Origin of the sequence: Pseudomonas sp. FDAARGOS_761 (assembly GCF_013343155.1) — a bacterium.
Lineage (GTDB): Bacteria > Pseudomonadota > Gammaproteobacteria > Pseudomonadales > Pseudomonadaceae > Pseudomonas > Pseudomonas aeruginosa.
The window spans coordinates 3026416-3047080 of record NZ_CP054572.1 but is presented as its reverse complement, the minus strand read 5'-3'; the positions used below and the strand labels follow the sequence as shown (position 1 = coordinate 3047080).

Annotated in this window: 23 protein-coding genes and 1 tRNA gene; 9 read left to right on the top strand and 15 right to left on the bottom strand. The window is 64.0% G+C overall.

The features are described 5' to 3' along the window. Window positions 1–33: 33 nt before the first annotated feature. The gene (gene cspD, locus FOC67_RS14035) at window positions 34–306 is read right to left on the bottom strand and encodes a cold shock domain-containing protein CspD (RefSeq protein WP_003090435.1); all 273 of its coding nucleotides are present in this window, start codon (window positions 304–306) and stop codon (window positions 34–36) included. Between the two features lie 225 nt (window positions 307–531). Here cspD and clpS point away from each other — a divergent pair, with 225 nt between their 5' ends. After that, window positions 532–900, top strand: a complete 369-nt coding sequence (gene clpS, locus FOC67_RS14030) for an ATP-dependent Clp protease adapter ClpS (RefSeq protein ID WP_003097649.1) — start codon at window positions 532–534, stop codon at window positions 898–900. A 27-nt stretch (window positions 901–927) separates the two neighbouring features. Continuing rightward, window positions 928–3204 carry an ATP-dependent Clp protease ATP-binding subunit ClpA gene (gene clpA, locus FOC67_RS14025; RefSeq protein ID WP_003090432.1) on the top strand — a complete coding sequence of 759 codons (2277 nt, stop codon included), beginning with the start codon at window positions 928–930 and terminating at the stop codon, window positions 3202–3204. 81 nt (window positions 3205–3285) lie between these two features. Here clpA and infA read toward each other — a convergent pair whose 3' ends face one another. The 4 genes from infA to trxB form a co-directional block, all read right to left on the bottom strand. Beyond that, entirely contained in the window at window positions 3286–3504 is a 219-nt protein-coding gene (gene infA / locus FOC67_RS14020; protein ID WP_002553999.1) for a translation initiation factor IF-1, read from the bottom strand. 104 nt (window positions 3505–3608) lie between these two features. Continuing rightward, window positions 3609–4316 carry an arginyltransferase gene (locus tag FOC67_RS14015; protein WP_003097644.1) on the bottom strand — a complete coding sequence of 236 codons (708 nt, stop codon included), beginning with the start codon at window positions 4314–4316 and terminating at the stop codon, window positions 3609–3611. Between the two features lie 54 nt (window positions 4317–4370). Then, window positions 4371–5051 carry a leucyl/phenylalanyl-tRNA--protein transferase gene (gene aat / locus FOC67_RS14010; RefSeq protein WP_009314032.1) on the bottom strand — a complete coding sequence of 227 codons (681 nt, stop codon included), beginning with the start codon at window positions 5049–5051 and terminating at the stop codon, window positions 4371–4373. A gap of 37 nt (window positions 5052–5088) precedes the next feature. Beyond that, the gene (gene trxB / locus FOC67_RS14005) at window positions 5089–6039 is read right to left on the bottom strand and encodes a thioredoxin-disulfide reductase (protein WP_003090421.1); all 951 of its coding nucleotides are present in this window, start codon (window positions 6037–6039) and stop codon (window positions 5089–5091) included. A 227-nt stretch (window positions 6040–6266) separates the two neighbouring features. Between trxB and ftsK the strand changes: the two genes are divergently transcribed. From ftsK to cysG, 5 genes are all read left to right on the top strand, one after another. Beyond that, window positions 6267–8702, top strand: coding sequence for a DNA translocase FtsK (gene ftsK / locus FOC67_RS14000; RefSeq protein ID WP_003131123.1), 2436 nt, complete (start codon window positions 6267–6269; stop codon window positions 8700–8702). A gap of 25 nt (window positions 8703–8727) precedes the next feature. Further along, complete coding sequence (gene lolA / locus FOC67_RS13995; protein ID WP_003090414.1) at window positions 8728–9354, top strand: outer membrane lipoprotein chaperone LolA; 627 nt, start codon at window positions 8728–8730, stop codon at window positions 9352–9354. 9 nt (window positions 9355–9363) lie between these two features. After that, entirely contained in the window at window positions 9364–10689 is a 1326-nt protein-coding gene (locus FOC67_RS13990; RefSeq protein ID WP_003097632.1) for a replication-associated recombination protein A, read from the top strand. 121 nt (window positions 10690–10810) lie between these two features. Further along, window positions 10811–12091 carry a serine--tRNA ligase gene (serS, locus tag FOC67_RS13985; protein WP_003097631.1) on the top strand — a complete coding sequence of 427 codons (1281 nt, stop codon included), beginning with the start codon at window positions 10811–10813 and terminating at the stop codon, window positions 12089–12091. A gap of 1 nt (window position 12092) precedes the next feature. Beyond that, window positions 12093–13490: a siroheme synthase CysG gene (gene cysG, locus FOC67_RS13980; RefSeq protein WP_009314040.1), complete on the top strand. Its 1398-nt coding sequence runs from the start codon at window positions 12093–12095 to the stop codon at window positions 13488–13490. Window positions 13491–13494: 4 nt separating this feature from the next. Here cysG and FOC67_RS13975 read toward each other — a convergent pair whose 3' ends face one another. The 7 genes from FOC67_RS13975 to FOC67_RS13945 all read right to left on the bottom strand — a co-directional run bounded on the left by FOC67_RS13975 (window position 13495) and on the right by FOC67_RS13945 (window position 17704). Further along, on the bottom strand, window positions 13495–14469 hold the full coding sequence (locus FOC67_RS13975; RefSeq protein WP_003108775.1) for a glutathione S-transferase family protein: 975 nt from the start codon (window positions 14467–14469) through the stop codon (window positions 13495–13497). Between the two features lie 87 nt (window positions 14470–14556). Next, window positions 14557–15540, bottom strand: coding sequence for a glycosyl transferase family protein (locus FOC67_RS13970; protein WP_009314043.1), 984 nt, complete (start codon window positions 15538–15540; stop codon window positions 14557–14559). Then, on the bottom strand, window positions 15537–15872 hold the full coding sequence (locus tag FOC67_RS13965; protein ID WP_003090393.1) for a TusE/DsrC/DsvC family sulfur relay protein: 336 nt from the start codon (window positions 15870–15872) through the stop codon (window positions 15537–15539). The genes FOC67_RS13970 and FOC67_RS13965 overlap by 4 nt, the downstream gene beginning before the upstream one ends. Further along, the gene (tusB, locus tag FOC67_RS13960; protein ID WP_003090391.1) at window positions 15869–16174 is read right to left on the bottom strand and encodes a sulfurtransferase complex subunit TusB; all 306 of its coding nucleotides are present in this window, start codon (window positions 16172–16174) and stop codon (window positions 15869–15871) included. The genes FOC67_RS13965 and tusB overlap by 4 nt, the downstream gene beginning before the upstream one ends. Next, the gene (tusC, locus tag FOC67_RS13955; protein WP_003090389.1) at window positions 16174–16533 is read right to left on the bottom strand and encodes a sulfurtransferase complex subunit TusC; all 360 of its coding nucleotides are present in this window, start codon (window positions 16531–16533) and stop codon (window positions 16174–16176) included. Before tusC ends, tusB begins: the two co-directional genes overlap by 1 nt. Further along, window positions 16530–16925, bottom strand: a complete 396-nt coding sequence (tusD, locus tag FOC67_RS13950; RefSeq protein WP_009314044.1) for a sulfurtransferase complex subunit TusD — start codon at window positions 16923–16925, stop codon at window positions 16530–16532. The genes tusC and tusD overlap by 4 nt, the downstream gene beginning before the upstream one ends. 110 nt (window positions 16926–17035) lie before the next feature. Further along, a complete protein-coding gene (locus tag FOC67_RS13945) occupies window positions 17036–17704 on the bottom strand; it encodes a Bax inhibitor-1/YccA family protein (RefSeq protein ID WP_003090386.1) in 669 nt (222 codons plus the stop codon). Window positions 17705–17833: 129 nt separating this feature from the next. Here FOC67_RS13945 and FOC67_RS13940 point away from each other — a divergent pair. Beyond that, window positions 17834–17923: transfer RNA gene (locus tag FOC67_RS13940), tRNA-Ser, on the top strand. A gap of 116 nt (window positions 17924–18039) precedes the next feature. On the opposite strand, the gene FOC67_RS13935 is transcribed toward FOC67_RS13940, so the two are convergent. From FOC67_RS13935 to FOC67_RS13925, 3 genes are all read right to left on the bottom strand, one after another. Next, window positions 18040–19107: a tyrosine-type recombinase/integrase gene (locus FOC67_RS13935; RefSeq protein WP_009314045.1), complete on the bottom strand. Its 1068-nt coding sequence runs from the start codon at window positions 19105–19107 to the stop codon at window positions 18040–18042. Between the two features lies 1 nt (window position 19108). After that, entirely contained in the window at window positions 19109–19345 is a 237-nt protein-coding gene (locus tag FOC67_RS13930) for a DUF4224 domain-containing protein (RefSeq protein ID WP_003116724.1), read from the bottom strand. 187 nt (window positions 19346–19532) lie between these two features. Then, window positions 19533–19850, bottom strand: a complete 318-nt coding sequence (locus FOC67_RS13925) for a hypothetical protein (protein ID WP_009314046.1) — start codon at window positions 19848–19850, stop codon at window positions 19533–19535. Window positions 19851–19902: 52 nt separating this feature from the next. Here FOC67_RS13925 and FOC67_RS13920 point away from each other — a divergent pair, with 52 nt between their 5' ends. After that, a complete protein-coding gene (locus FOC67_RS13920; RefSeq protein WP_031627568.1) occupies window positions 19903–20337 on the top strand; it encodes a hypothetical protein in 435 nt (144 codons plus the stop codon). Window positions 20338–20665: the final 328 nt, after the last annotated feature.

Sequence of the window (20665 nt, the reverse complement as noted above, 5' to 3'; positions counted from 1 at the left end):
CCGGCCTTTTTCATTTCCGCATCCGCGCTGGGGTCAGGCTTCGATGGGCGTCGCCTGCGGCTCTTCCTGCGGGGCGGGGGCGGAGGGTGCGGCGGTTGTCGCGGTGGCGGGGCTGATGTTGATGGCATGCAGTCCCTTCGGTCCCTGGATGATCTCGAAATTGACCGGCTGGCCCGCCTTGAGTGTCTTGTAACCGTCCATCTGAATGGCCGAGTAATGGGCGAACAGGTCCTCATCTCGGCCCTCGGCCAGGATGAACCCGTAGCCCTTGGCGTTGTTGAACCACTTGACCTTACCGCTGAGCATGCTCATATCCCTCTGCAAAGGACTCCAACGCTGGAGTATCATCCACTACGATCCCGCGTCCGACCTGGGTCGAGACGGGTGCGGAACCCCTGATACCCTGTAGGGGTATTCCATTGTTTGTAACACCCTTTTGCAGTTAGTCAAGGCGCTGAACCATACGCCTGAGAAACGGATCAACATCATGTCGGTCCATAACTTTCCAGAAAGGCAAAGCTTTTTTTCCTCATGCATGCACCTAGCCAGATTCGACTAACATTCAATCAGGACCATCCCGAGCCTCATGAACACGAGGACGAAGGGGCGGGGCTCGCGGTACAGGAGTCGAAGCCTGTATTACAGCCGCCACCGTTGTATAAGGTGGTACTGTTCAACGACGATTACACGCCGATGGACTTTGTTGTTGAAGTGCTGGAAGTGTTCTTCAACATGGACCGGGAAAAAGCCACCAAGATCATGTTGACGGTACATACTCAGGGTAAGGCGGTCTGCGGCTTGTTTACCCGGGACGTGGCCGAAACCAAGGCGATGCAGGTCAATCAGTATGCACGGGAGAGCCAGCATCCATTGCTCTGCGAGATAGAGAAAGACAGTTGATCGGATGTTTGGGAGCGAGGTGAAGCCATGTTGAATCGAGAGCTCGAAGTCACCCTCAATCTCGCCTTCAAGGAGGCGAGGGCCAAACGCCATGAATTCATGACGGTTGAGCACCTGCTGCTGGCCTTGCTGGACAATGAGGCGGCGGCAACGGTATTGCGTGCGTGCGGTGCCAACCTGGACAAGCTGCGGCGCGACCTGCAGGAATTCATCGATTCCACCACGCCGCTGATCCCGCAGCACGACGACGAGCGCGAAACCCAGCCGACGCTGGGCTTCCAGCGCGTCCTGCAGCGTGCGGTGTTCCACGTGCAGAGTTCCGGCAAGCGCGAAGTGACCGGGGCCAATGTCCTGGTGGCGATCTTCAGCGAACAGGAAAGCCAGGCGGTGTTCCTGCTCAAGCAGCAGAGCATCGCGCGTATCGATGTGGTGAACTACATCGCCCACGGCATCTCCAAGGTGCCCGGGCATGCCGAACATCCGCAGGATGGGGAGCAGGATATGCAGGATGAGGAAGGTGGCGAGTCGGCCACGTCCAACCATCCGCTGGACGCCTATGCCAGCAACCTCAACGAACTGGCTCGCCAGGGGCGGATCGACCCGCTGGTGGGGCGCGAGCATGAAGTCGAGCGGGTGGCGCAGATCCTTGCCCGTCGGCGCAAGAACAACCCGCTGCTGGTAGGTGAGGCGGGGGTCGGCAAGACGGCCATCGCCGAGGGCCTGGCCAAACGCATCGTCGATGGCCAGGTGCCGGACCTGCTGGCCGACAGCGTGGTCTACTCCCTCGACCTGGGTGCCTTGCTCGCGGGTACCAAGTACCGCGGCGACTTCGAGAAGCGCTTCAAGGCCTTGCTCAACGAGTTGCGCAAGCGCCCGCACGCGGTGCTGTTCATCGACGAGATCCATACCATCATCGGCGCCGGTGCGGCATCCGGCGGGGTAATGGACGCCTCCAACCTGCTCAAGCCGGTCTTGTCCTCGGGCGAGATCCGCTGCATCGGCTCGACCACCTTCCAGGAGTTCCGCGGCATCTTCGAGAAGGACCGGGCCTTGGCGCGGCGCTTCCAGAAGGTCGACGTGACCGAGCCGTCGGTGGAAGATACCTATGGCATCCTCAAGGGCCTCAAGGGGCGCTTCGAGCAGCATCACCACATCGAGTACAGCGACGAGGCGCTGCGCGCCGCGGCCGAGCTGGCGGCGCGCTACATCAACGACCGGCACATGCCGGACAAGGCCATCGACGTCATCGACGAGGCGGGCGCCTACCAGCGCCTGCAGCCGGAAGAGAAGCGCGTGAAGCGCATCGAGGTGGCGCAGGTCGAGGATATCGTGGCGAAGATCGCGCGGATCCCGCCGAAACACGTCACCACCTCCGACAAGGAGTTGCTGCGCAACCTCGAACGCGACCTCAAGCTGACCGTGTTCGGCCAGGACGACGCCATCGAGTCGCTGTCCACCGCGATCAAGCTGTCCCGGGCCGGGCTCAAGGCGCCGGACAAGCCGGTCGGCTCGTTCCTCTTCGCCGGTCCCACCGGCGTGGGCAAGACCGAAGTGGCGCGGCAGTTGGCGAAGGCCTTGGGCGTGGAACTGGTGCGCTTCGACATGTCCGAGTACATGGAGCGGCATACCGTGTCGCGGCTGATCGGTGCGCCTCCGGGCTACGTCGGCTTCGACCAGGGCGGCCTGCTCACCGAGGCGATCACCAAGACCCCGCACTGCGTGTTGCTGCTCGACGAGATCGAGAAGGCTCACCCGGAGGTCTTCAACCTGCTGCTGCAGGTGATGGACCACGGCACCCTGACCGACAACAACGGGCGCAAGGCGGACTTCCGCAACATCATCCTGATCATGACCACCAACGCCGGCGCAGAAGTGGCGGCGCGCGCGTCGATCGGCTTCAACCAGCAGGATCACACCACCGATGCGATGGAAGTGATCAAGAAGAGCTTCACCCCGGAGTTCCGCAACCGCCTGGATACCATCATCCAGTTCGGCCGCCTGAGCACCGAGACGATCAAGAGCGTGGTCGACAAGTTCCTCACCGAGCTGCAGGCGCAGTTGGAGGACAAGCGCGTCCAGCTCGAGGTCAGCGATGCGGCGCGCGGCTGGCTGGCGGAGAAGGGCTACGACGTGCAGATGGGTGCGCGACCGATGGCGCGGCTTATCCAGGACAAGATCAAGCGGCCGTTGGCCGAGGAGATCCTGTTCGGCGAGCTGGCCGAGCATGGCGGCCTGGTGCATGTCGACCTGAAGGGCGACGAGCTGGCCTTCGAGTTCGAGATCACGGCGGCGGAGCCCGCCTGATCCGAGCGCGGCAACGAAAACGCCCGGCAGATGCCGGGCGTTTTCTTTTGCAATCGGCGAGCCGCAGCGGCTCGTGTCGACTCAGCGGGCGCGGTAGGTGATGCGGCCCTTGCTCAGGTCGTAGGGCGTCAGTTCCACGCGGACCTTGTCGCCGGTGAGGATGCGGATGTAGTTCTTGCGCATTTTGCCGGAGATGTGCGCGGTGACGACGTGCCCATTTTCCAACTCCACACGGAACATGGTGTTGGGCAGGGTGTCGACGACAGTACCTTCCATTTCGAAGCTGTCTTCTTTCGACATGCAGTAGAGCCCTCGGTATCTATGGGTGGCCCTTTCAATGAGAGGTGGGCCGTGAAAAGCGGCGTGCATTGTGCCAGAAAATCGACAATAGCGCCACACGGCTATCAGGTGAGGGCGACCCAGCGCTGGTTGACGAACAGTTCGATGGGCCGGTACTGGGTCTTGTAGTTCATCTTGCGGCAATTCTTGATCCAGTAGCCCAGGTAGACGGCCTGCAGGCCCAGGCGTTCGGTCTCGGCGATCTGCCAGAGGATCGCGTAGCGTCCCAGGCTGCGCTGCTCTTCGTCGGGATCGTAGAAGGTATAGACGGCCGAGAGTCCGTTCGGTAGCACGTCCGTCACGGCTATGGCCAGCAGGCGGCCATGCAGGCGGAACTCGAAGAAGCAGCAGAAGGGCAGGTCGCGGACCAGGAAGGTGGCGAACTGGTCGCGGCTGGGCGGATACATGTCGCCGTCGGCGTGGCGTTGCTCGATGTAGCGCCGATAGAGGTCGTAGTACTCCTCGTTGAAGCTCGGTCGCTTGCGGATCACCTGCAGTTCCGCATTGCGCTTGAGGATGCGCCGCTGCTGGCGGTTCGGGCTGAAGCCGGCGACCGGTATGCGCGCGGCGATGCAGGCGGTGCAATGCTGGCAGTGCGGACGATAGAGATGGTCGCCGCTGCGGCGGAAGCCGACCTCCGACAGCGAGGCGTACAGCTGCGTGTCCATGGGCTGGCTGGGATCGAGGAACAGGGTGGTTGCCTGCTCCTCGGGCAGGTAGCTGCACGGGTGCGGTTGCGTCGCGTAGAACTTCAGTCGGGCGAGTTCGGTCATGGTGAACTCCAGCAGGGACCCATAAGCAAGTTTATGCCAGGCACGGAAACTCGCCTAAAAATCCAGGTCGCCGGTAGGAGGCTGGTCGCAATAGCGTTGCAGGTAGTCGGCGAATTCCCCCCGGCCGATGGCGCGGGCGCCCAGGCTGTGCAGGTGGCGGGTCGGCATCTGGCAGTCGATGAGGACGAAGCCGGCGTCGCGCAGATGGCGGACCAGCGTGACGAAGCCGACCTTGGAAGCGTTGTCGGCGCGGCTGAACATCGATTCGCCGAAGAACAGCCTGCCCATGGCCAGGCCGTAGAGGCCGCCGACCAGTTGTCGCTCCTGCCAGACTTCCACGGAGTGGGCAATTCCGCGCAGGTGCAGCTCCTGGTAGGCCAGTTGCATCGGCGTGGTGATCCAGGTGCCGTCGGCGTAGTCACGCGGCGCGGCACAAGCCTGGATCACCGCCCGGAAGTCATGGTTGAAAGTGACTTCGAAGCGTTGCTGGCGCAGGCACTTGGCCAGGCTGCGGGAAACGTGCAGTTCGTCGGGGAACAGGACGGTGCGCGGGTCGGGCGACCACCAGAGGATCGGCTGGCCATCCTGGTACCAGGGGAAGCAGCCGTGGCGATAGGCTGCGACCAGGCGTTGCGGATTGAGGTCGCCGCCGGCCGCGAGCAGCCCGTTGGGCTCCTGCAGGGCCTTGTCGAGGGGCGGAAAGTCGAAGTCGGTGCGGGAAAGCCAGGTCAGCATGGCGGGGTAGGGGAGGGCGGGCCTCCCCCGGGTCCGATCAATGGTCGTCGAGGTATTTTTCGGCATCCAGCGCGGCCATGCAGCCGGCGCCGGCGGAAGTGATGGCCTGGCGGTAGACGTGGTCGGCCACGTCGCCGGCGGCGAACACGCCTTCGATGCTGGTCTGGGTGGCGTTGCCTTCGCTGCCGCCGTGGATCCGCAGGTAGCCGTCGCGCATTTCCAGTTGGCCCTGGAACAGGTCGGTGTTCGGCTTGTGGCCGATGGCGATGAACACGCCGGCCAGCGATAGCTCGCTGGTGCTGCCGTCGATGGTGCTCTTCAGGCGTACGCCGGTGACGCCGCTGGCGTCGCCCAGCACCTCGTCCAGGGTGGTGTTCCAGTGCAGGCGCACGTTGCCGTTCTCGGCCTTGTCGAACAGCTTGTCCTGGAGGATCTTCTCCGAGCGCAGCTTGTCGCGACGGTGGATCAGGTGGACTTCCTTGGCGATGTTGGCCAGGTACAGCGCTTCCTCGACGGCGGTATTGCCGCCGCCGACCACGCAGACCACCTGGTTGCGGTAGAAGAAGCCGTCGCAGGTGGCGCAGGCGGAAACGCCCTTGCCCATGAAGGCTTCTTCCGACGACATGCCCAGGTATTGCGCGGAGGCACCGGTGGCAATGATCAATGCATCGCAGGTATAAGTGCCACTATCGCCCTTCAGTGTGAAGGGGCGCTGTTGCAACTCGGCGGTGTGGATGTGGTCGTAGACGATCTCGGTGTCGAAACGCTCGGCGTGCTGCTGCATGCGGGTCATTAGCGCCGGGCCGGTAAGGCCTTCGACGTCGCCCGGCCAGTTGTCGACTTCGGTGGTGGTGGTCAGCTGGCCGCCTGGCTGGATGCCGGTGATCACCACTGGCTTGAGATTGGCGCGTGCGGCGTACACGGCGGCGGTATAGCCGGCCGGACCGGAGCCCAGGATGATGAGGCGCGAATGCTTGACTTCACTCATAAAAAGACTCCATAAGCCTTTGTCACATAAGAAAATGCGTGCTCCAATGGAGCCGCCTGAAGAGTTCTGCCGGCTATGCTACACCTATCCGCAAAAGGCCGGCAAAACCCCGGGGCCGGGATCAGCCACGCACGGATTGCCGCTGATTTCGGGTGTGATTTTTCAGAGTTTCCCTAAAGCCGTACAATAGGCGCGTTTTGACCAAGACAGCTTCTAAAGCACCAGCCGTGCGCAGGAAAAATAGCGATTTGAAGGATTCGACCACCGCGAGCCATGCCGCCGCATGGCGTCAGCAACTGCATTCCCGCCTGAAGGAAGGGGTCCTGATCGCGCTGGGCGCGCTCTGCCTCTACTTGTGGATGGCTCTGCTCACCTATGACCCGGCCGATCCGAGCTGGAGTCACTCGAGCCAGGTTGACCAGGTGCAGAATGCCGCCGGTCGGCTCGGTGCGGTATCCGCCGATATCCTGTTCATGACGCTCGGCTACTTCGCCTACCTCTTTCCGCTGTTGCTGGGCATCAAGACCTGGCAGGTATTCCGCCGCCGCAACCTGCCGTGGGAATGGAACACCTGGCTGTTTTCTTGGCGCCTGGTCGGGCTGATCTTCCTGATCCTGGCCGGCTCGGCACTGGCCTACATCCATTTCCACGCCAGCGGCCACATGCCGGCCAGCGCCTCGGCCGGCGGCGCCATCGGCCAGAGCCTGGGCCGCGTCGCGGTGGATGCGCTGAACGTGCAGGGTAGCACGCTGGTGTTCTTCGCCCTGTTCCTCTTCGGCCTGACGGTGTTCGCCGACCTCTCCTGGTTCAAGGTGATGGATGTCACCGGCAAGATCACCCTGGACTTCTTCGAACTGATCCAGAACGCCTTCAATCGCTGGATGGGCGCGCGCGCCGAGCGCAAGCAACTGGTCGCGCAACTGCGCGAGGTCGACGAGCGCGTCGCCGAGGTGGTGGCGCCGAGCGTGCCGGACCGCCGCGAACAGTCCAAGGCCAAGGAGCGCCTGCTGGAACGCGAAGAGGCCCTGGCCAAGCACATGAGCGAGCGGGAGAAGCGCCCGCCGCCGAAGATCGATCCGCCACCGCCTCCGAAGGCCCCGGAGCCGAGCAAGCGCGTGCTGAAAGAGAAGCAGGCGCCGCTGTTCGTCGATACGGCGGTGGAGGGCACCCTGCCGCCGCTGTCGCTGCTCGACCCGGCGGAAGTGAAGCAGAAGAGCTACTCGCCCGAGTCGCTGGAGGCGATGTCGCGCCTGCTGGAGATCAAGCTGAAGGAGTTCGGCGTCGAGGTCAGCGTGGATTCGGTGCATCCGGGCCCCGTGATCACCCGTTTCGAGATCCAGCCCGCGGCGGGGGTCAAGGTCAGCCGCATTTCCAACCTGGCCAAGGACCTGGCGCGCTCGCTGGCGGTGATCAGCGTGCGGGTGGTGGAAGTGATTCCCGGCAAGACCACTGTCGGCATCGAGATTCCCAACGAAGACCGGCAGATGGTGCGCTTCTCCGAAGTGCTGTCGTCGCCGGAGTACGACGAGCACAAGTCCACCGTGCCGCTGGCCCTGGGCCACGACATCGGCGGTCGGCCGATCATCACCGACCTGGCGAAGATGCCGCACCTGCTGGTGGCCGGTACCACCGGCTCCGGTAAGTCGGTGGGGGTCAACGCCATGCTCCTGTCGATCCTGTTCAAGTCCACGCCGAGTGAGGCGCGACTGATCATGATCGACCCGAAGATGCTCGAACTGTCGATCTACGAAGGGATCCCGCACCTGCTCTGCCCGGTGGTCACCGACATGAAGGAAGCCGCCAACGCCCTGCGCTGGAGCGTGGCGGAGATGGAGCGGCGCTACCGCCTGATGGCGGCCATGGGCGTGCGCAACCTGGCTGGCTTCAACCGCAAGGTGAAGGACGCCGAGGAGGCCGGCACGCCGCTGACCGACCCGCTGTTCCGTCGCGAAAGCCCGGACGACGAGCCGCCGCAGCTGAGCACCCTGCCGACCATCGTGGTGGTGGTCGACGAATTCGCCGACATGATGATGATCGTCGGCAAGAAGGTCGAGGAGCTTATCGCCCGTATCGCGCAGAAGGCGCGGGCGGCCGGTATCCACCTGATCCTGGCGACCCAGCGGCCGTCGGTGGACGTGATCACCGGCCTGATCAAGGCCAACATTCCGACCCGGATCGCCTTCCAGGTCTCCAGCAAGATCGACTCGCGCACCATCCTCGACCAGGGGGGCGCCGAACAACTGCTCGGCCACGGCGACATGCTCTACCTGCCGCCGGGCACAGGCCTGCCGATTCGCGTACACGGCGCCTTCGTTTCCGACGACGAGGTGCACCGGGTGGTCGAGGCCTGGAAGCTGCGCGGCGCGCCCGACTACATCGAGGACATCCTCGCTGGCGTCGACGAAGGCGGCGGCGGTGGCGGTTCCTTCGATGGCGGCGACGGCTCCGGCGAAGGCAGCGAGGACGACCCGCTCTACGACGAGGCGGTACGTTTCGTCACCGAGAGTCGCCGGGCATCGATCTCCGCCGTGCAACGCAAGCTGAAGATCGGCTACAACCGCGCCGCGCGGATGATCGAGGCGATGGAGATGGCCGGCGTGGTCACCCCGATGAATACCAACGGCTCCCGCGAAGTCATCGCGCCGGCGCCGGTTCGTGATTGAACCCGACAGGTTTTAGAGGATTCCGATGCGACTTATCCGCACGTTGTTCGTTGCCGCCCTGGCCATGGGCGCTTCGCTGGCCCATGCCGACGACAGCGCCGCCGTCCAGCGCCTGACCGGCCTGCTGAACAAGGCCCAGACCCTGACCGCGCGTTTTTCCCAACTGACCCTGGACGGTAGCGGCACGCGCCTGCAGGAAACCGCCGGCCAACTGAGCCTGAAGCGGCCGGGACTGTTCCGCTGGCATACCGATGCGCCGAACGAGCAATTGCTCATTTCCAACGGCGAGAAGGTCTGGCTGTACGACCCGGACCTGGAACAGGTGACCATCCAGAAGCTCGACCAGCGCCTGACCCAGACGCCGGCGCTGCTGCTCTCCGGCGACATCTCGAAGATCAGCGAAAGCTTCGCCATCACCTACAAGGAAGGCGGCAACGTAGTCGATTTCGTGCTCAAGCCGAAGACCAAGGACACCCTCTTCGACACCTTGCGCCTGTCGTTCCGCAGCGGCAAGGTGAACGACATGCAGATGATCGATGGCGTCGGCCAGCGCACCAACATCCTGTTCTTCGACGTGAAGATGAACGAGGCGCTGGATGCCAAGCAATTCACCTTCGACGTTCCGCCGGGCGTCGACGTGATCCAGGAGTAAGCGCAAGCCGTGGATCTGTTCCGCAGCGAGCCCGTCGCGCAGCCCCTGGCGGCACGGCTGAGGCCCGCAAATCTGGACGAATACGTGGGGCAGGAACACCTGCTGGCCCGCGGCAAGCCCTTGCGCGAGGCGCTGGAGCAGGGCGCGCTGCACTCGATGATCTTCTGGGGCCCGCCGGGAGTCGGCAAGACCACCCTGGCGCGGCTGCTGGCGCAGGTGTCGGACGCCCATTTCGAGACCATTTCCGCGGTGCTGTCCGGGGTCAAGGAGATCCGCCAGGCGGTCGAGGTGGCCAAGCAGCACGCGGCGCAATACGGGCGCCGGACCATCCTGTTCGTCGATGAGGTGCACCGCTTCAACAAGAGCCAGCAGGATGCCTTCCTGCCCTATGTGGAAGACGGCACGCTGATCTTCATTGGCGCGACCACCGAGAACCCGTCCTTCGAGTTGAACAATGCGCTGCTCTCGCGGGCTCGCGTGTATGTCCTCAAGAGCCTCGACGAAGCCGCCCTGCGCAAGCTGGTGGGCCGCGCGCTGAACGAGGACAAGGGCCTCGGCAAGCGCAAGCTGAGGCTGCCGGAGGAGAGCTTCCAGGTTCTCCTGGCCGCCGCCGACGGCGATGGGCGGCGCCTGCTGAACCTGCTGGAGAACGCTGCCGACCTCGCCGAGGACGGCAGCGAGATCAGCCCCGAGCTGCTGCAGAATCTGCTCGGCGATACCCGCCGACGTTTCGACAAGGGCGGCGAGGCGTTCTACGACCAGATCAGCGCGCTGCACAAGTCGGTGCGCGGCTCCAATCCCGATGCGGCACTCTATTGGTTCGCGCGCATGCTCGACGGCGGCTGCGATCCCCTGTACATCGCCCGGCGGGTGGTGCGCATGGCCAGCGAGGAGGTTGGCAACGCCGATCCTCGCGCCCTCGGCCTGTGCCTGTCGGCCTGGGACGTGCAGGAGCGCCTGGGCAGCCCCGAAGGCGAGCTGGCGGTGGCCCAGGCCATCGTCTACCTGGCCTGTGCGCCGAAGAGCAATGCGGTGTACAGCGCGTTCAACGCGGCGATGCGCGACGTCGCCGAAAGCGGCTCGCGGGAAGTGCCATTGCACTTGCGCAACGCGCCGACCAAATTGATGAAGAGCCTCGGCTATGGCGAGGAATACCGCTACGCCCACGACGAGCCGGATGCCTATGCCGCCGGAGAGGATTATTTCCCCGAGGATCTGGAGCCGCGGCGTTACTATCAACCGGTGCCGAGGGGCCTGGAACTGAAGATCCGCGACAAGCTGGAACACCTGGCCGAGCTGGATCGCACCAGTCCCCGCCAACGCAGAAAATCCTGAGCGGTATGGGCTCGGCGGAGCTAGCCAGGCTTCCGCGACGGCGTCGATGACGTCGCCGGGGCCGGCGAAGCGCCAACCGGGCCAAGAACCGCCGATAACCGACACGAGACGAGAAAAGAGCATGCTCGATCCCAAACTGGTACGCACCCAGCCGCAAGAAGTGGCTGCCCGCCTGGCCACCCGTGGCTTCCAACTGGATGTCGCGCGCATCGAAGCGCTGGAAGAGCAGCGCAAGTCGGTACAGACCCGTACCGAGCAACTGCAGGCCGAGCGCAACGCGCGCTCCAAGGCGATCGGCCAGGCCAAGCAACGTGGCGAGGACATCGCGCCGCTGCTGGCCGATGTCGACCGCATGGGCTCCGAGCTGGAGGAAGGCAAGCGCCAACTGGACGCCATCCAGGGCGAACTGGATGCCATGCTGCTGGGCATTCCCAACCTGCCGCACGAGTCGGTGCCGGTCGGTGCCGACGAGGACGCCAACGTCGAAGTGCGTCGCTGGGGCACGCCGAAGACCTTCGATTTCGAGGTAAAGGACCATGTCGCCCTCGGTGAACGGCACGGCTGGCTGGATTTCGAGACCGCTGCCAAGCTTTCCGGCGCGCGCTTCGCCCTCATGCGCGGCCCGATCGCCCGCCTGCATCGCGCCCTGGCGCAGTTCATGATCAACCTGCATACCGCCGAGCATGGCTACGAGGAGGCCTACACCCCCTATCTCGTCCAGGCTCCGGCGCTGCAAGGCACCGGCCAGTTGCCGAAGTTCGAGGAGGACCTGTTCAAGATCGGCCGCGACGGCGAAGCCGACCTCTACCTGATCCCGACCGCCGAGGTTTCGCTGACCAACATCGTCTCCGGGCAGATCCTCGACGCCAAGCAATTGCCGCTGAAGTTCGTCGCCCATACCCCGTGCTTCCGCAGCGAGGCCGGTGCCTCCGGGCGCGATACCCGCGGCATGATCCGCCAGCACCAGTTCGACAAGGTGGAGATGGTGCAGATCGTCGATCCGGCCACCTCCTACGAGGCGCTGGAAGGCCTGACCGCCAACGCCGAGCGCGTCCTGCAACTGCTCGAGCTGCCGTATCGGGTGCTGGCGCTGTGCACCGGCGACATGGGCTTCGGTGCGACCAAGACCTACGACCTGGAAGTCTGGGTTCCCAGCCAGGACAAGTACCGCGAGATTTCCTCCTGCTCCAACTGCGGCGACTTCCAGGCCCGGCGCATGCAGGCCCGCTACCGCAATCCGGAAACCGGCAAGCCCGAGCTGGTGCACACCCTCAACGGCTCCGGCCTGGCCGTCGGCCGCACCCTGGTGGCGGTGCTGGAGAACTACCAGCAGGCGGACGGCTCGATCCGTGTGCCGGAAGTCCTCAAGCCCTACATGGCTGGCATCGAGGTGATCGGCTGACATGGATTTCCTGCCGCTGTTCCACTCCTTGCAAGGGCGCCTCGCGCTGGTGGTCGGCGGCGGCGAAGTCGCCCTGCGCAAGGCGCGCCTGCTGGCCGACGCCGGCGCGCGCCTGCGCGTGGTCGCGCCGCAGATCCACATCGAACTGCGGCATCTGGTGGAGCAGGGCGGCGGCGAGCTGCTCGAACGCGACTACCAGGACGGCGACCAGCCCGGCTGCGCCCTGATCATCGCCGCCACCGACGACGAACCGCTGAACGCCGAGGTGTCGCGAGCGGCCAATGCGCGCGGGATACCGGTCAACGTGGTGGACGCGCCGGCCCTGTGCAGCGTGATCTTCCCGGCCATCGTCGACCGTTCGCCGCTGGTGGTGGCGGTCTCCAGCGGCGGCGATGCGCCCGTGCTGGCGCGGCTGATCCGGGCCAAGCTGGAAACCTGGATTCCCTCGACCTACGGGCAACTGGCCGGACTCGCCAGCCGCTTCCGCCACCGGGTCAAGGAATTGCTACCCGACCTGCAGCAGCGCCGGGTGTTCTGGGAAAACCTGTTCCAGGGCGAGATCGCCGAGCGTGTCCTGGCCGGCCGTCCGGCGGAAGCCGAGCGTCTCCTGGAAGAGCGCCTGGCCGGCGGCCTCGCGCACATAGCCACGGGCGAGGTATATCTGGTCGGGGCCGGGCCGGGGGATCCGGACCTGCTGACGTTCCGTGCCCTGCGCCTGATGCAGCAGGCCGACGTGGTGCTCTACGATCGCCTGGTGGCGCCGTCGATCCTCGAATTATGCCGCCGCGATGCCGAACGCCTGTACGTCGGCAAGCGCCGCGCCGAACATGCGGTGCCGCAGGATCGGATCAACCGCCTGCTGGTGGAGCTGGCCAGCCAGGGCAAGCGCGTGCTGCGCCTGAAGGGTGGCGACCCGTTCATCTTCGGCCGCGGCGGTGAGGAAATCGACGAACTGGCTGCCCACGGCATACCTTTCCAGGTCGTGCCGGGAATCACCGCGGCCAGCGGCTGCGCGGCCTACGCCGGGATTCCACTGACTCATCGCGATCATGCGCAATCGGTTCGTTTCGTCACCGGTCATCTGAAGGACGGCACCACCGACCTGCCGTGGCAGGACCTGGTAGCGCCTGGCCAGACCCTGGTGTTCTACATGGGCCTGGTGGGATTGCCGGTGATCTGCGAGCAACTGGTCGCCCACGGTCGCTCCGCCCAGACCCCGGCGGCGCTGATCCAGCAGGGGACCACCACCCAGCAGCGGGTATTCACCGGAACCCTGGAAAACCTGCCGCAACTGGTGGCTGAGCACGAAGTGCATGCGCCGACCCTGGTGATCGTCGGCGAAGTCGTGCAACTGCGCGACAAGCTGGCCTGGTTCGAAGGCGCCCGCGAGGACGCCTGAGCCTTCAGCCTTCTCCCCAGATGCCCTTGCCGGGAAGTCGTTCCCGGCCTGGCGCGCGCGCCAGGTCGAGACGCGGGCCCAGCGGTACTATCCCGGTCGGGTTGATGGTGCGGTGGCTGGCGTAGTAGTGCCCCTTGATATGTTCGAAGTCCACTGTCTCGCCGATGCCCGGACGTTGGTACAGCTCGCGCAACCAGCCGGAAAGATTCGGGTAGTCTTCGATGCGCCGCAGGTTGCACTTGAAGTGTCCGTGGTACACCGCATCGAAGCGCACCAGGGTGGTGAACAGGCGGATATCGGCCTCGGTCAGGTATTCGCCGGCCAGGTAGCGGCGTTCGCCGAGCAAGCCTTCCAGGTAGTCCAGCTCCTCGAACAACTGGACGAAGGCCTCCTCGTAGGCGTCCTGGCGAGTGGCGAAGCCAGCACGGTACACGCCGTTGTTGACCGCAGGATAGATGCGTCCGTTGAGGCGTTCGATCTCCTCGCGCAGCGGCTCCGGGTAGAAGTCCAGCGCGTTGGCGCCGATGGCGTCGAAGGCGCTGTTGAAGATGCGGACGATATCGGCTGATTCGTTGTTGACGATCTTCTGCGCCCGCTTGTCCCACAGCAGCGGCACCGTGACCCGGCCGCTGTAGTGCGGGTCGTCGCGGGTATAGCGCTGGTGCAGAAAGGCCAGGCCGTCGAGGCGATCGCCAGTGGAGCCGTGGGCGGGGTCGAAGGTCCAGCCGTTCTCGCGCATCAGCCAACTGACCACCGAAACATCCACCAGCGACTCCAGCCCCTTCAGCTTGCGCACGATCAGGGTCCGATGGGCCCAGGGGCAGGCCAGCGAGACATAGAGATGGTAGCGCCCGCCCTCGGCGGGGAACGCCGGCTCGCCCAGCCAATGGCGGCGCTGGGCGTTTTCGCGCTGGAAGCGGCCGTCTTTCTGTGTGTCATACCACTGGTCGTGCCAGCGGCCATCGATCAACTGTCCCATGAGCGGGTTCCTCCATACGTCGTTGGAGGAACAGTCTAGTGTCGGTTGATCGATAAATTTATATAAATAAAGGGCTATTCGTATCGATCAGATCGATTCGTTTCGGGTCGCCCAGTAGTGTGCGGCTTCCTTGAAGGCTTCTTCGCGATTCTTGCCAAGGGCCCGTAGCGCCAGGGCCATGCTGGAGAGCACCGCCAGGTGGCCATAGGCGTCGCCTTCGCGGCCGTCCCAGACGGCCCGAAGGAAACCCGGGTCGAGCTGTTCCGGCTTCATGTGCCGGTGCGTCGACAATGCCGGCCATTCCTCGTCCCAGGCTTCGCCCTGGTCGCAACCATACAGGTGGGCGACGACGTCCGGGTTGACTTCGACCTCGCCGCCTTCGCCCTTGATGACGATGGCCCGGTCGCCGAGCAGGCGGCTGGCCTCGCGGTGGGTTTCCTGGTAACCGGGGTGGAAGATGCTCTGCAGGATGCAATCCGCATTCAGGGGGTTGAGCAGGCGAACCAGCGAATGGATCGGCGAGCGCAGACCGAGGGTATTGCGCAGATCGATCATACGTTGCAGCACCGGCATCCAGGCGCCGAGCGGAATGAACGCCAGGTGGCCGCGCTCCAGGGCCTGTTCTACCTGCAGCCAGTCGTGGCAGAGCGGGATCTCCAGCGCCGCCAGCAACTGTTCGCTGTACAGGCGTCCGGCGGTATGCGCGCCGCCGCCGTGCATGAGGATGCGCACGCCATGGCCGGCCAGGCACTTGGCGGCCAGCAGGTACCAGGGCAGGTGGCGCTTCTTGCCGGCGTAACTCGGCCAGTCGAGGTCGACGCGCAAGGACGGGACTTGCAGGCGCTCGCGCACCGCCTCGGTGAAACCGGCCAGTTCCTCGCTGCTTTCCTCCTTGTGCCGCAGGAGCATGAGGAAGGCGCCCAGCTGGGTGTCCTCGACCCTGCCGTCGAGGATCATGCCGAGGGCCTCGCGGGCTTCCTCCCGGGTCAGGCTGCGCGCTCCGCGCTTGCCTTTGCCGAGGATGCGGACGAACTGGGCGAACGGATGTTCGGCGGGAGTCGAGAGAGTCATAGACAGTTGCTCGGTTTCGGCAGGCCGGCCAGCTTCGCGCCAAGCTTGGCCGGGGCGCCCTTGAACAGGTGGTTGAGGTGCAGGCTGTTGCCCTTGTCCGGACCCAGTCGCTGGGCGACGTACTTGATCAGCGGGCGGTTGGCCGGAGACAGCTGGAACTCCGCATAGAACTCGCGGAGCAGTTGGAGAATCTCCCAGTGCTCGGCGGTCAGGGCCAGCTCCTCGCGGGCGGCCAGGGCTTCCGCCACCGGCTCCGACCAATCGTCGAGGGCGGCGAGGTAGCCGTCCTTGTCCAGCCGGATTTCCCGGCCTTCCAGCGTAAGGAGCGTCATAGCCAACTGTTGACCTTGTCGAAGCGGGTGGCGAGTTCGACGAAGCCGGGGTAGTCCACCGCCACCAGGCGAGCGGGGACGTCCTCGATACCGCGCGCCTGGAGGTCTTCCAGCAGGGCGAACAGTTCGATTTCCGCCGGCATCAGTTCCAGGGCCTGGCAGGCGTGGCTGCCGGCCAGCAAGGCGTGCACGGCGTCGCCGCAGAGCAGCAGGCCGTCGCCGGGGTTGAGCAGGTACAGGCAACTGCCCAGGCGGCCGTCATTGAACGGCGAGCGGGACAGTACGTGGAGGGTCGTGGCCATCAGAGGGTAATCACCTGGTCGTAGCGTTGCAGCAGGTCGCGCAGGGCCTGGTCGTCGAGCACCTCGACCGCGAGGGCCAGGCGCTCTTCCGCCAGGCCACGCTCGCGCAGGCTGCGGGCCGAGACGTAGAGGTCGTCCACGCCGAACATCGGCAGGGCCTGCAGGTTGGCCTGCAGGTCCTTCTGCTGCAGGTGCGCAGGATGCTGGCCGGGAGCCAGCTGGAACGCGCCGTCGTCGAGGAACAGCATGCCGACCGGTAGATCGAAGGCGCCGCCGGCCAGGGCTATGTCCAGCGCCTCGCGGGCGCTCGGGCCGGACCAGGGCGACTGGCGGCTGATGATCAGCAGCGACTGGCTCATCGGTCGCCTCCGAAGCAGACCAGGCGGTCCGTGCTTTGCGCCGCCTCGTGCAACTGGCCGAGTCCGGACAGTTCCCATGGTGCGCCAAGGTTGGCGCCGGGACGGCCGTAGCGTTCGGCTTCCTCGGCGTTCAGCACGCCGCGGCGCAGGGCGGCGGCGATGCAGACCACGGCGTCCAGGCCGTTGCGCTCGACCAACTCGCGCCAGGCGGCGGGCAGGTCGAACTCGTCCTGGCCGCTCACGACGTTGGCCGAGGCGCTGTGCACGCCGTCCTGGTAGAAGAACAGGCGGACGATTTCGTGCCCGCCGGCCAGCGCGGCTTCGCTGAAGCGCAGCGCGCGGCGGGCGGCGGGGGAGTGGGGAGGGTCGAATAGGGCGATGGCGAATTTCATGCTGCGATACGCGAAGGATTTCTTCGAATGATAAACCAATGCCTGTGTTTTGCCGGTCCGCAAATGAAAAAGCCCGTCGCGGGGACGGGCTTTTCCGGAGGCGCTTTCTATCAGTCGTCGCCGCCGGCGATGCCGAAGATCTGCAACAGGCTGATGAACAGGTTGTAGATCGACACGTACAGGCTGATGGTGGCCATGATGTAGTTGCGTTCGCCGCCGTGGATGATCGCGCTGGTCTGGTAGAGGATCATCGCCGAGGAGAACAGGACGAAGCCGGCGCTGATCGCCAGTTGCAGGCCACTGATCTGGAAGAACAGCGATACCAGCACGGCGCCCAGCAGGACGAAGAAGCCGGCGGTGATGAAGCCGGACAGGAAGCTCATGTCCTTGCGGGTGGTCAGCACATAGGCGGACAGGCCGAAGAACACCAGGGCGGTCATGGCGAACGCCGAAGTGATGACGCTGCCGCCGTTGGGCAGGCCGAGGTACATGTTGAGGATCGGGCCGAGCGTGTAGCCCATGAAGCCGGTCAGGGCGAAAGTGCTGACCAGGCCCCAGGCGCTGTTGCGCAGCTTCACGGTGAGGAAGAACAGGCCGTAGAAGCCGATCAGCACCACGAACACGTTCGGATAGGGCAGGCGCATCTGCTGCGAAACGTAGGCCACCAGGCCGCTGAAGGCCAGGGTGAGTGCCAGCAGGCCGTAGGTATTGCGCAGAACGCCGCTGACTTCACGCTGTTCCGCGACGGCGGAGTTCAGCTGATATTGCTGTTCTTGCATGGTGTGGGTACTCCTTAACGGGAACGGGTCCATGACGTACTGATGGGCATGATAGCAAAGCCTCTGCCAGGGCCAATCGATAGAGTTTGACAGTGTGTTGCTATCCGGTACTATGGCGCCCCGCGATGCGGAGGTGTGGCCGAGTGGTTTAAGGCAACGGTCTTGAAAACCGTCGATGGGGAGACCTATCCTAGAGTTCGAATCTCTACACCTCCGCCATTTCATCGCTGAAAGCCCCGTTAGCCGGGGCTTTTGCATTTCTGGATCGTCTCCCCACCGTTGCGCGGCGACACTGACCATTTCCGCAACATCCATGTCATTTCCGCAACTCTTCCTTACTTCGTTGGCTCCACGATCTCGCCGACACGACGATAGACGGTCTCGGTGATGCGCTTGTCGGTGTGTCCAAGCAGCCTGGATGCCCGGCCGAGGTCAGCAATTTCAGAGGCTGCCTTCGGGCGGATGTCTCGGAACTGAAACTGACGAATCGCGGTGGCCAGTGTCTCGTCGAGTTCCTCCAGCGCCGCGCCGGCGGCGGCCGACCGTGCTTCGTCAAAGCGAATGCGCAGCATGGAGGATGTCATCCGGCGCCCATCGGGTGTTGTGATCAGATACGGGCCGGCTACGCCGCGCTGCCGCCGCTGCTCGCACAGCCGCGCAACGAGTTCTCCAAGCGCTGTCGGGCTGCCGTCGACATCGAGCATGATGCGCAACTTCTTCGACGTCTTGCCCTGGGCGATCTGCAAGTGCCCGTCCTGAATGTCCGCCTCCCGAATGATCAGCACGTCGCTCGGCCGCTGAGCGGTGAGATAGGCAAGGTCCATTGCGTCGCGGAGTTCTGGTGGTGCCGCGCCGTATACCGCGTTCCAGACCTCGGCCCTGGCGTAGAAGTCGCGCGGCGTCTCGCGGTTCTTGCGAACCCCCTTCACCGGGTTTTCAGCCGTGACGATCCCCCACTCCCTGGCGATGTTGAAGATGTGGGAGAAGAGGGAGAGCTCCCTGTTCGCCCGAACCTTCGCGGACCGCTTGTCCCGGTACTGTGCCAGCACTTGGGGGGTGAGCGCCTCGACCGGCGCTTCTGAAAACGCCTTTCGCAGTTGCGTCAGCGAGAGGAGGTTGTCCTTTTGGGTGCGTGGCGCTTTCCCGGGGATGATCTCTTTCTCGTACCGGTCGAACACGTCACCCCATTTGCGCAGGGTCTTCGGAGCCGGACTGGCATCCAGCCGCGCCCACTCCAGCTTTGCCATGTCCAGGTCGGTACCGAGCGGGATTTCCTTCCTCTTTCCGTCCTCGCCGCGGCCGTCGTAGTAGTAGCCAACCCACAACTTCCCTCCTTTCAGCTTCCTGGTCCGGCGAATCATCCGGGGCGGGAGATCCCTGTTCTTCGGCTGCTTCGGCCGCATTTCAACTCACCTTCGACAGATCCAGCGTCCATGGTTCCTGTACAGCGACCGTTCCGTTCGGTTTCACTCCGGCCAGCCGCAGGCGGGCATAGATCCGCCCGACGACAGGTCGCTGCGCAGCATTCAATTCGTACTTCCAGCCATGAGATGCCAGCCACTCGACCTGTTTTTTCGATGACTTGGCGCCGATCATGGCTTCCAACTCTTCCTTCGAGAGGAACTCAGATGGGGTTTCCATGGGCAATACCTCCCCGTCCTGCTGGCGCTGGTCGGGAAAATGGTTTTCGGGGATTGGCAGCCTATTCGGCTACCGTTCGAGTTAGAAAGAGCAGCCCCATTGCAGGGCTGCGAATGCTGGCGCTAGCTCGATCATTGCGTGTAGCGCGACTAGGCTGGCGCCGATGACGGCTAGGAGAGGGCTTTCTTCATTGGGGCTGCGGGGCTGGCGCAGTTGCAAGGTGGTGCCAGCTGTCGACCTCGAATTCTGCCGGGCGCAGTCCAAGGCGGGCGCCGTCCTCCATGACCGCTGTGACGGCGCCGTGGCTATTCGTCCACACTGGATAGGTTTGACCCGCTTTTGCAACTGGCGCATCGCCCTTGATGTAGGCGAGCCCGATGCCAGGCATTGAGTCGGCGGTCACTGTCTTCAGCATCCGTACCGTGCGCGGCACTCGATCGCCGAACGGGTAGCTACTGCTTCGATTGTGGAGTGCCGGGCAATCGATTTTGTTTTCTGTAGGCATGGGGATACCTCGCGGTTATATTTCACGCGGATCTAAATATAGGGAGTCAGGGATGTGGCTGTGGCAGAACTATCTTAAGTACCGTGTTGCCTTGCGGAAGCAGGCGAAGGCACAAGAGGCGCTGGATAAAGAATTTCCACCAGATGAGCCTGAGGAACTGACAAACAGCTGGATGTCTGACTACGTCAAACGGGAGGACGACCTGCTGCACTGGAAGTGGCTTATCCACACCGAGTACCTACGCAACAAAGCAGACGTTCTGGGTGCACAAATGCCTGACATCACTGAGCCAGGAATGTATGGGCGGGTCGAGTGGGATGATGATCCAAAGCAACCTTACTACCTCACTGAGAAAGGCATAAGAGCTGCCCGCGATGCAATCAGGGCGGAGGAGAGTCATCGACGCCAGGCAGTAGGGTATTGGTTTGGGATGGTAATGGCTTCGATTGCGGCTGTTACTGGATTGATATCTGCATTCAAGGGCTAGATTAATCACCACAGAAATAGTCGATGTCTTCGGCCAGGTAGTCGAAATCAAAATCCGTCTGCCTGGCTCGCTCATCGGCTGACCAGACCAGCGCTCTGTAATTGGGGAGGACCTGCCGAAACACCTGGCCGAACCTTTCTTCTGTGCCAGACCACCAGAGTACCCTGGACGGGTGTTCCTAGATGGTCCTGATCAGCTTTGCCTCGTTCTTCTTCCGGCACAGGTCGCAGTTGCCGTAGTCGGAGTCCATGTCCAGCTCAAAGGGCTGTACAGACTTCCGCCCTCGAGAATGGCTCGGACCATCTGGTCGTTGAACAGGATTGGCCGC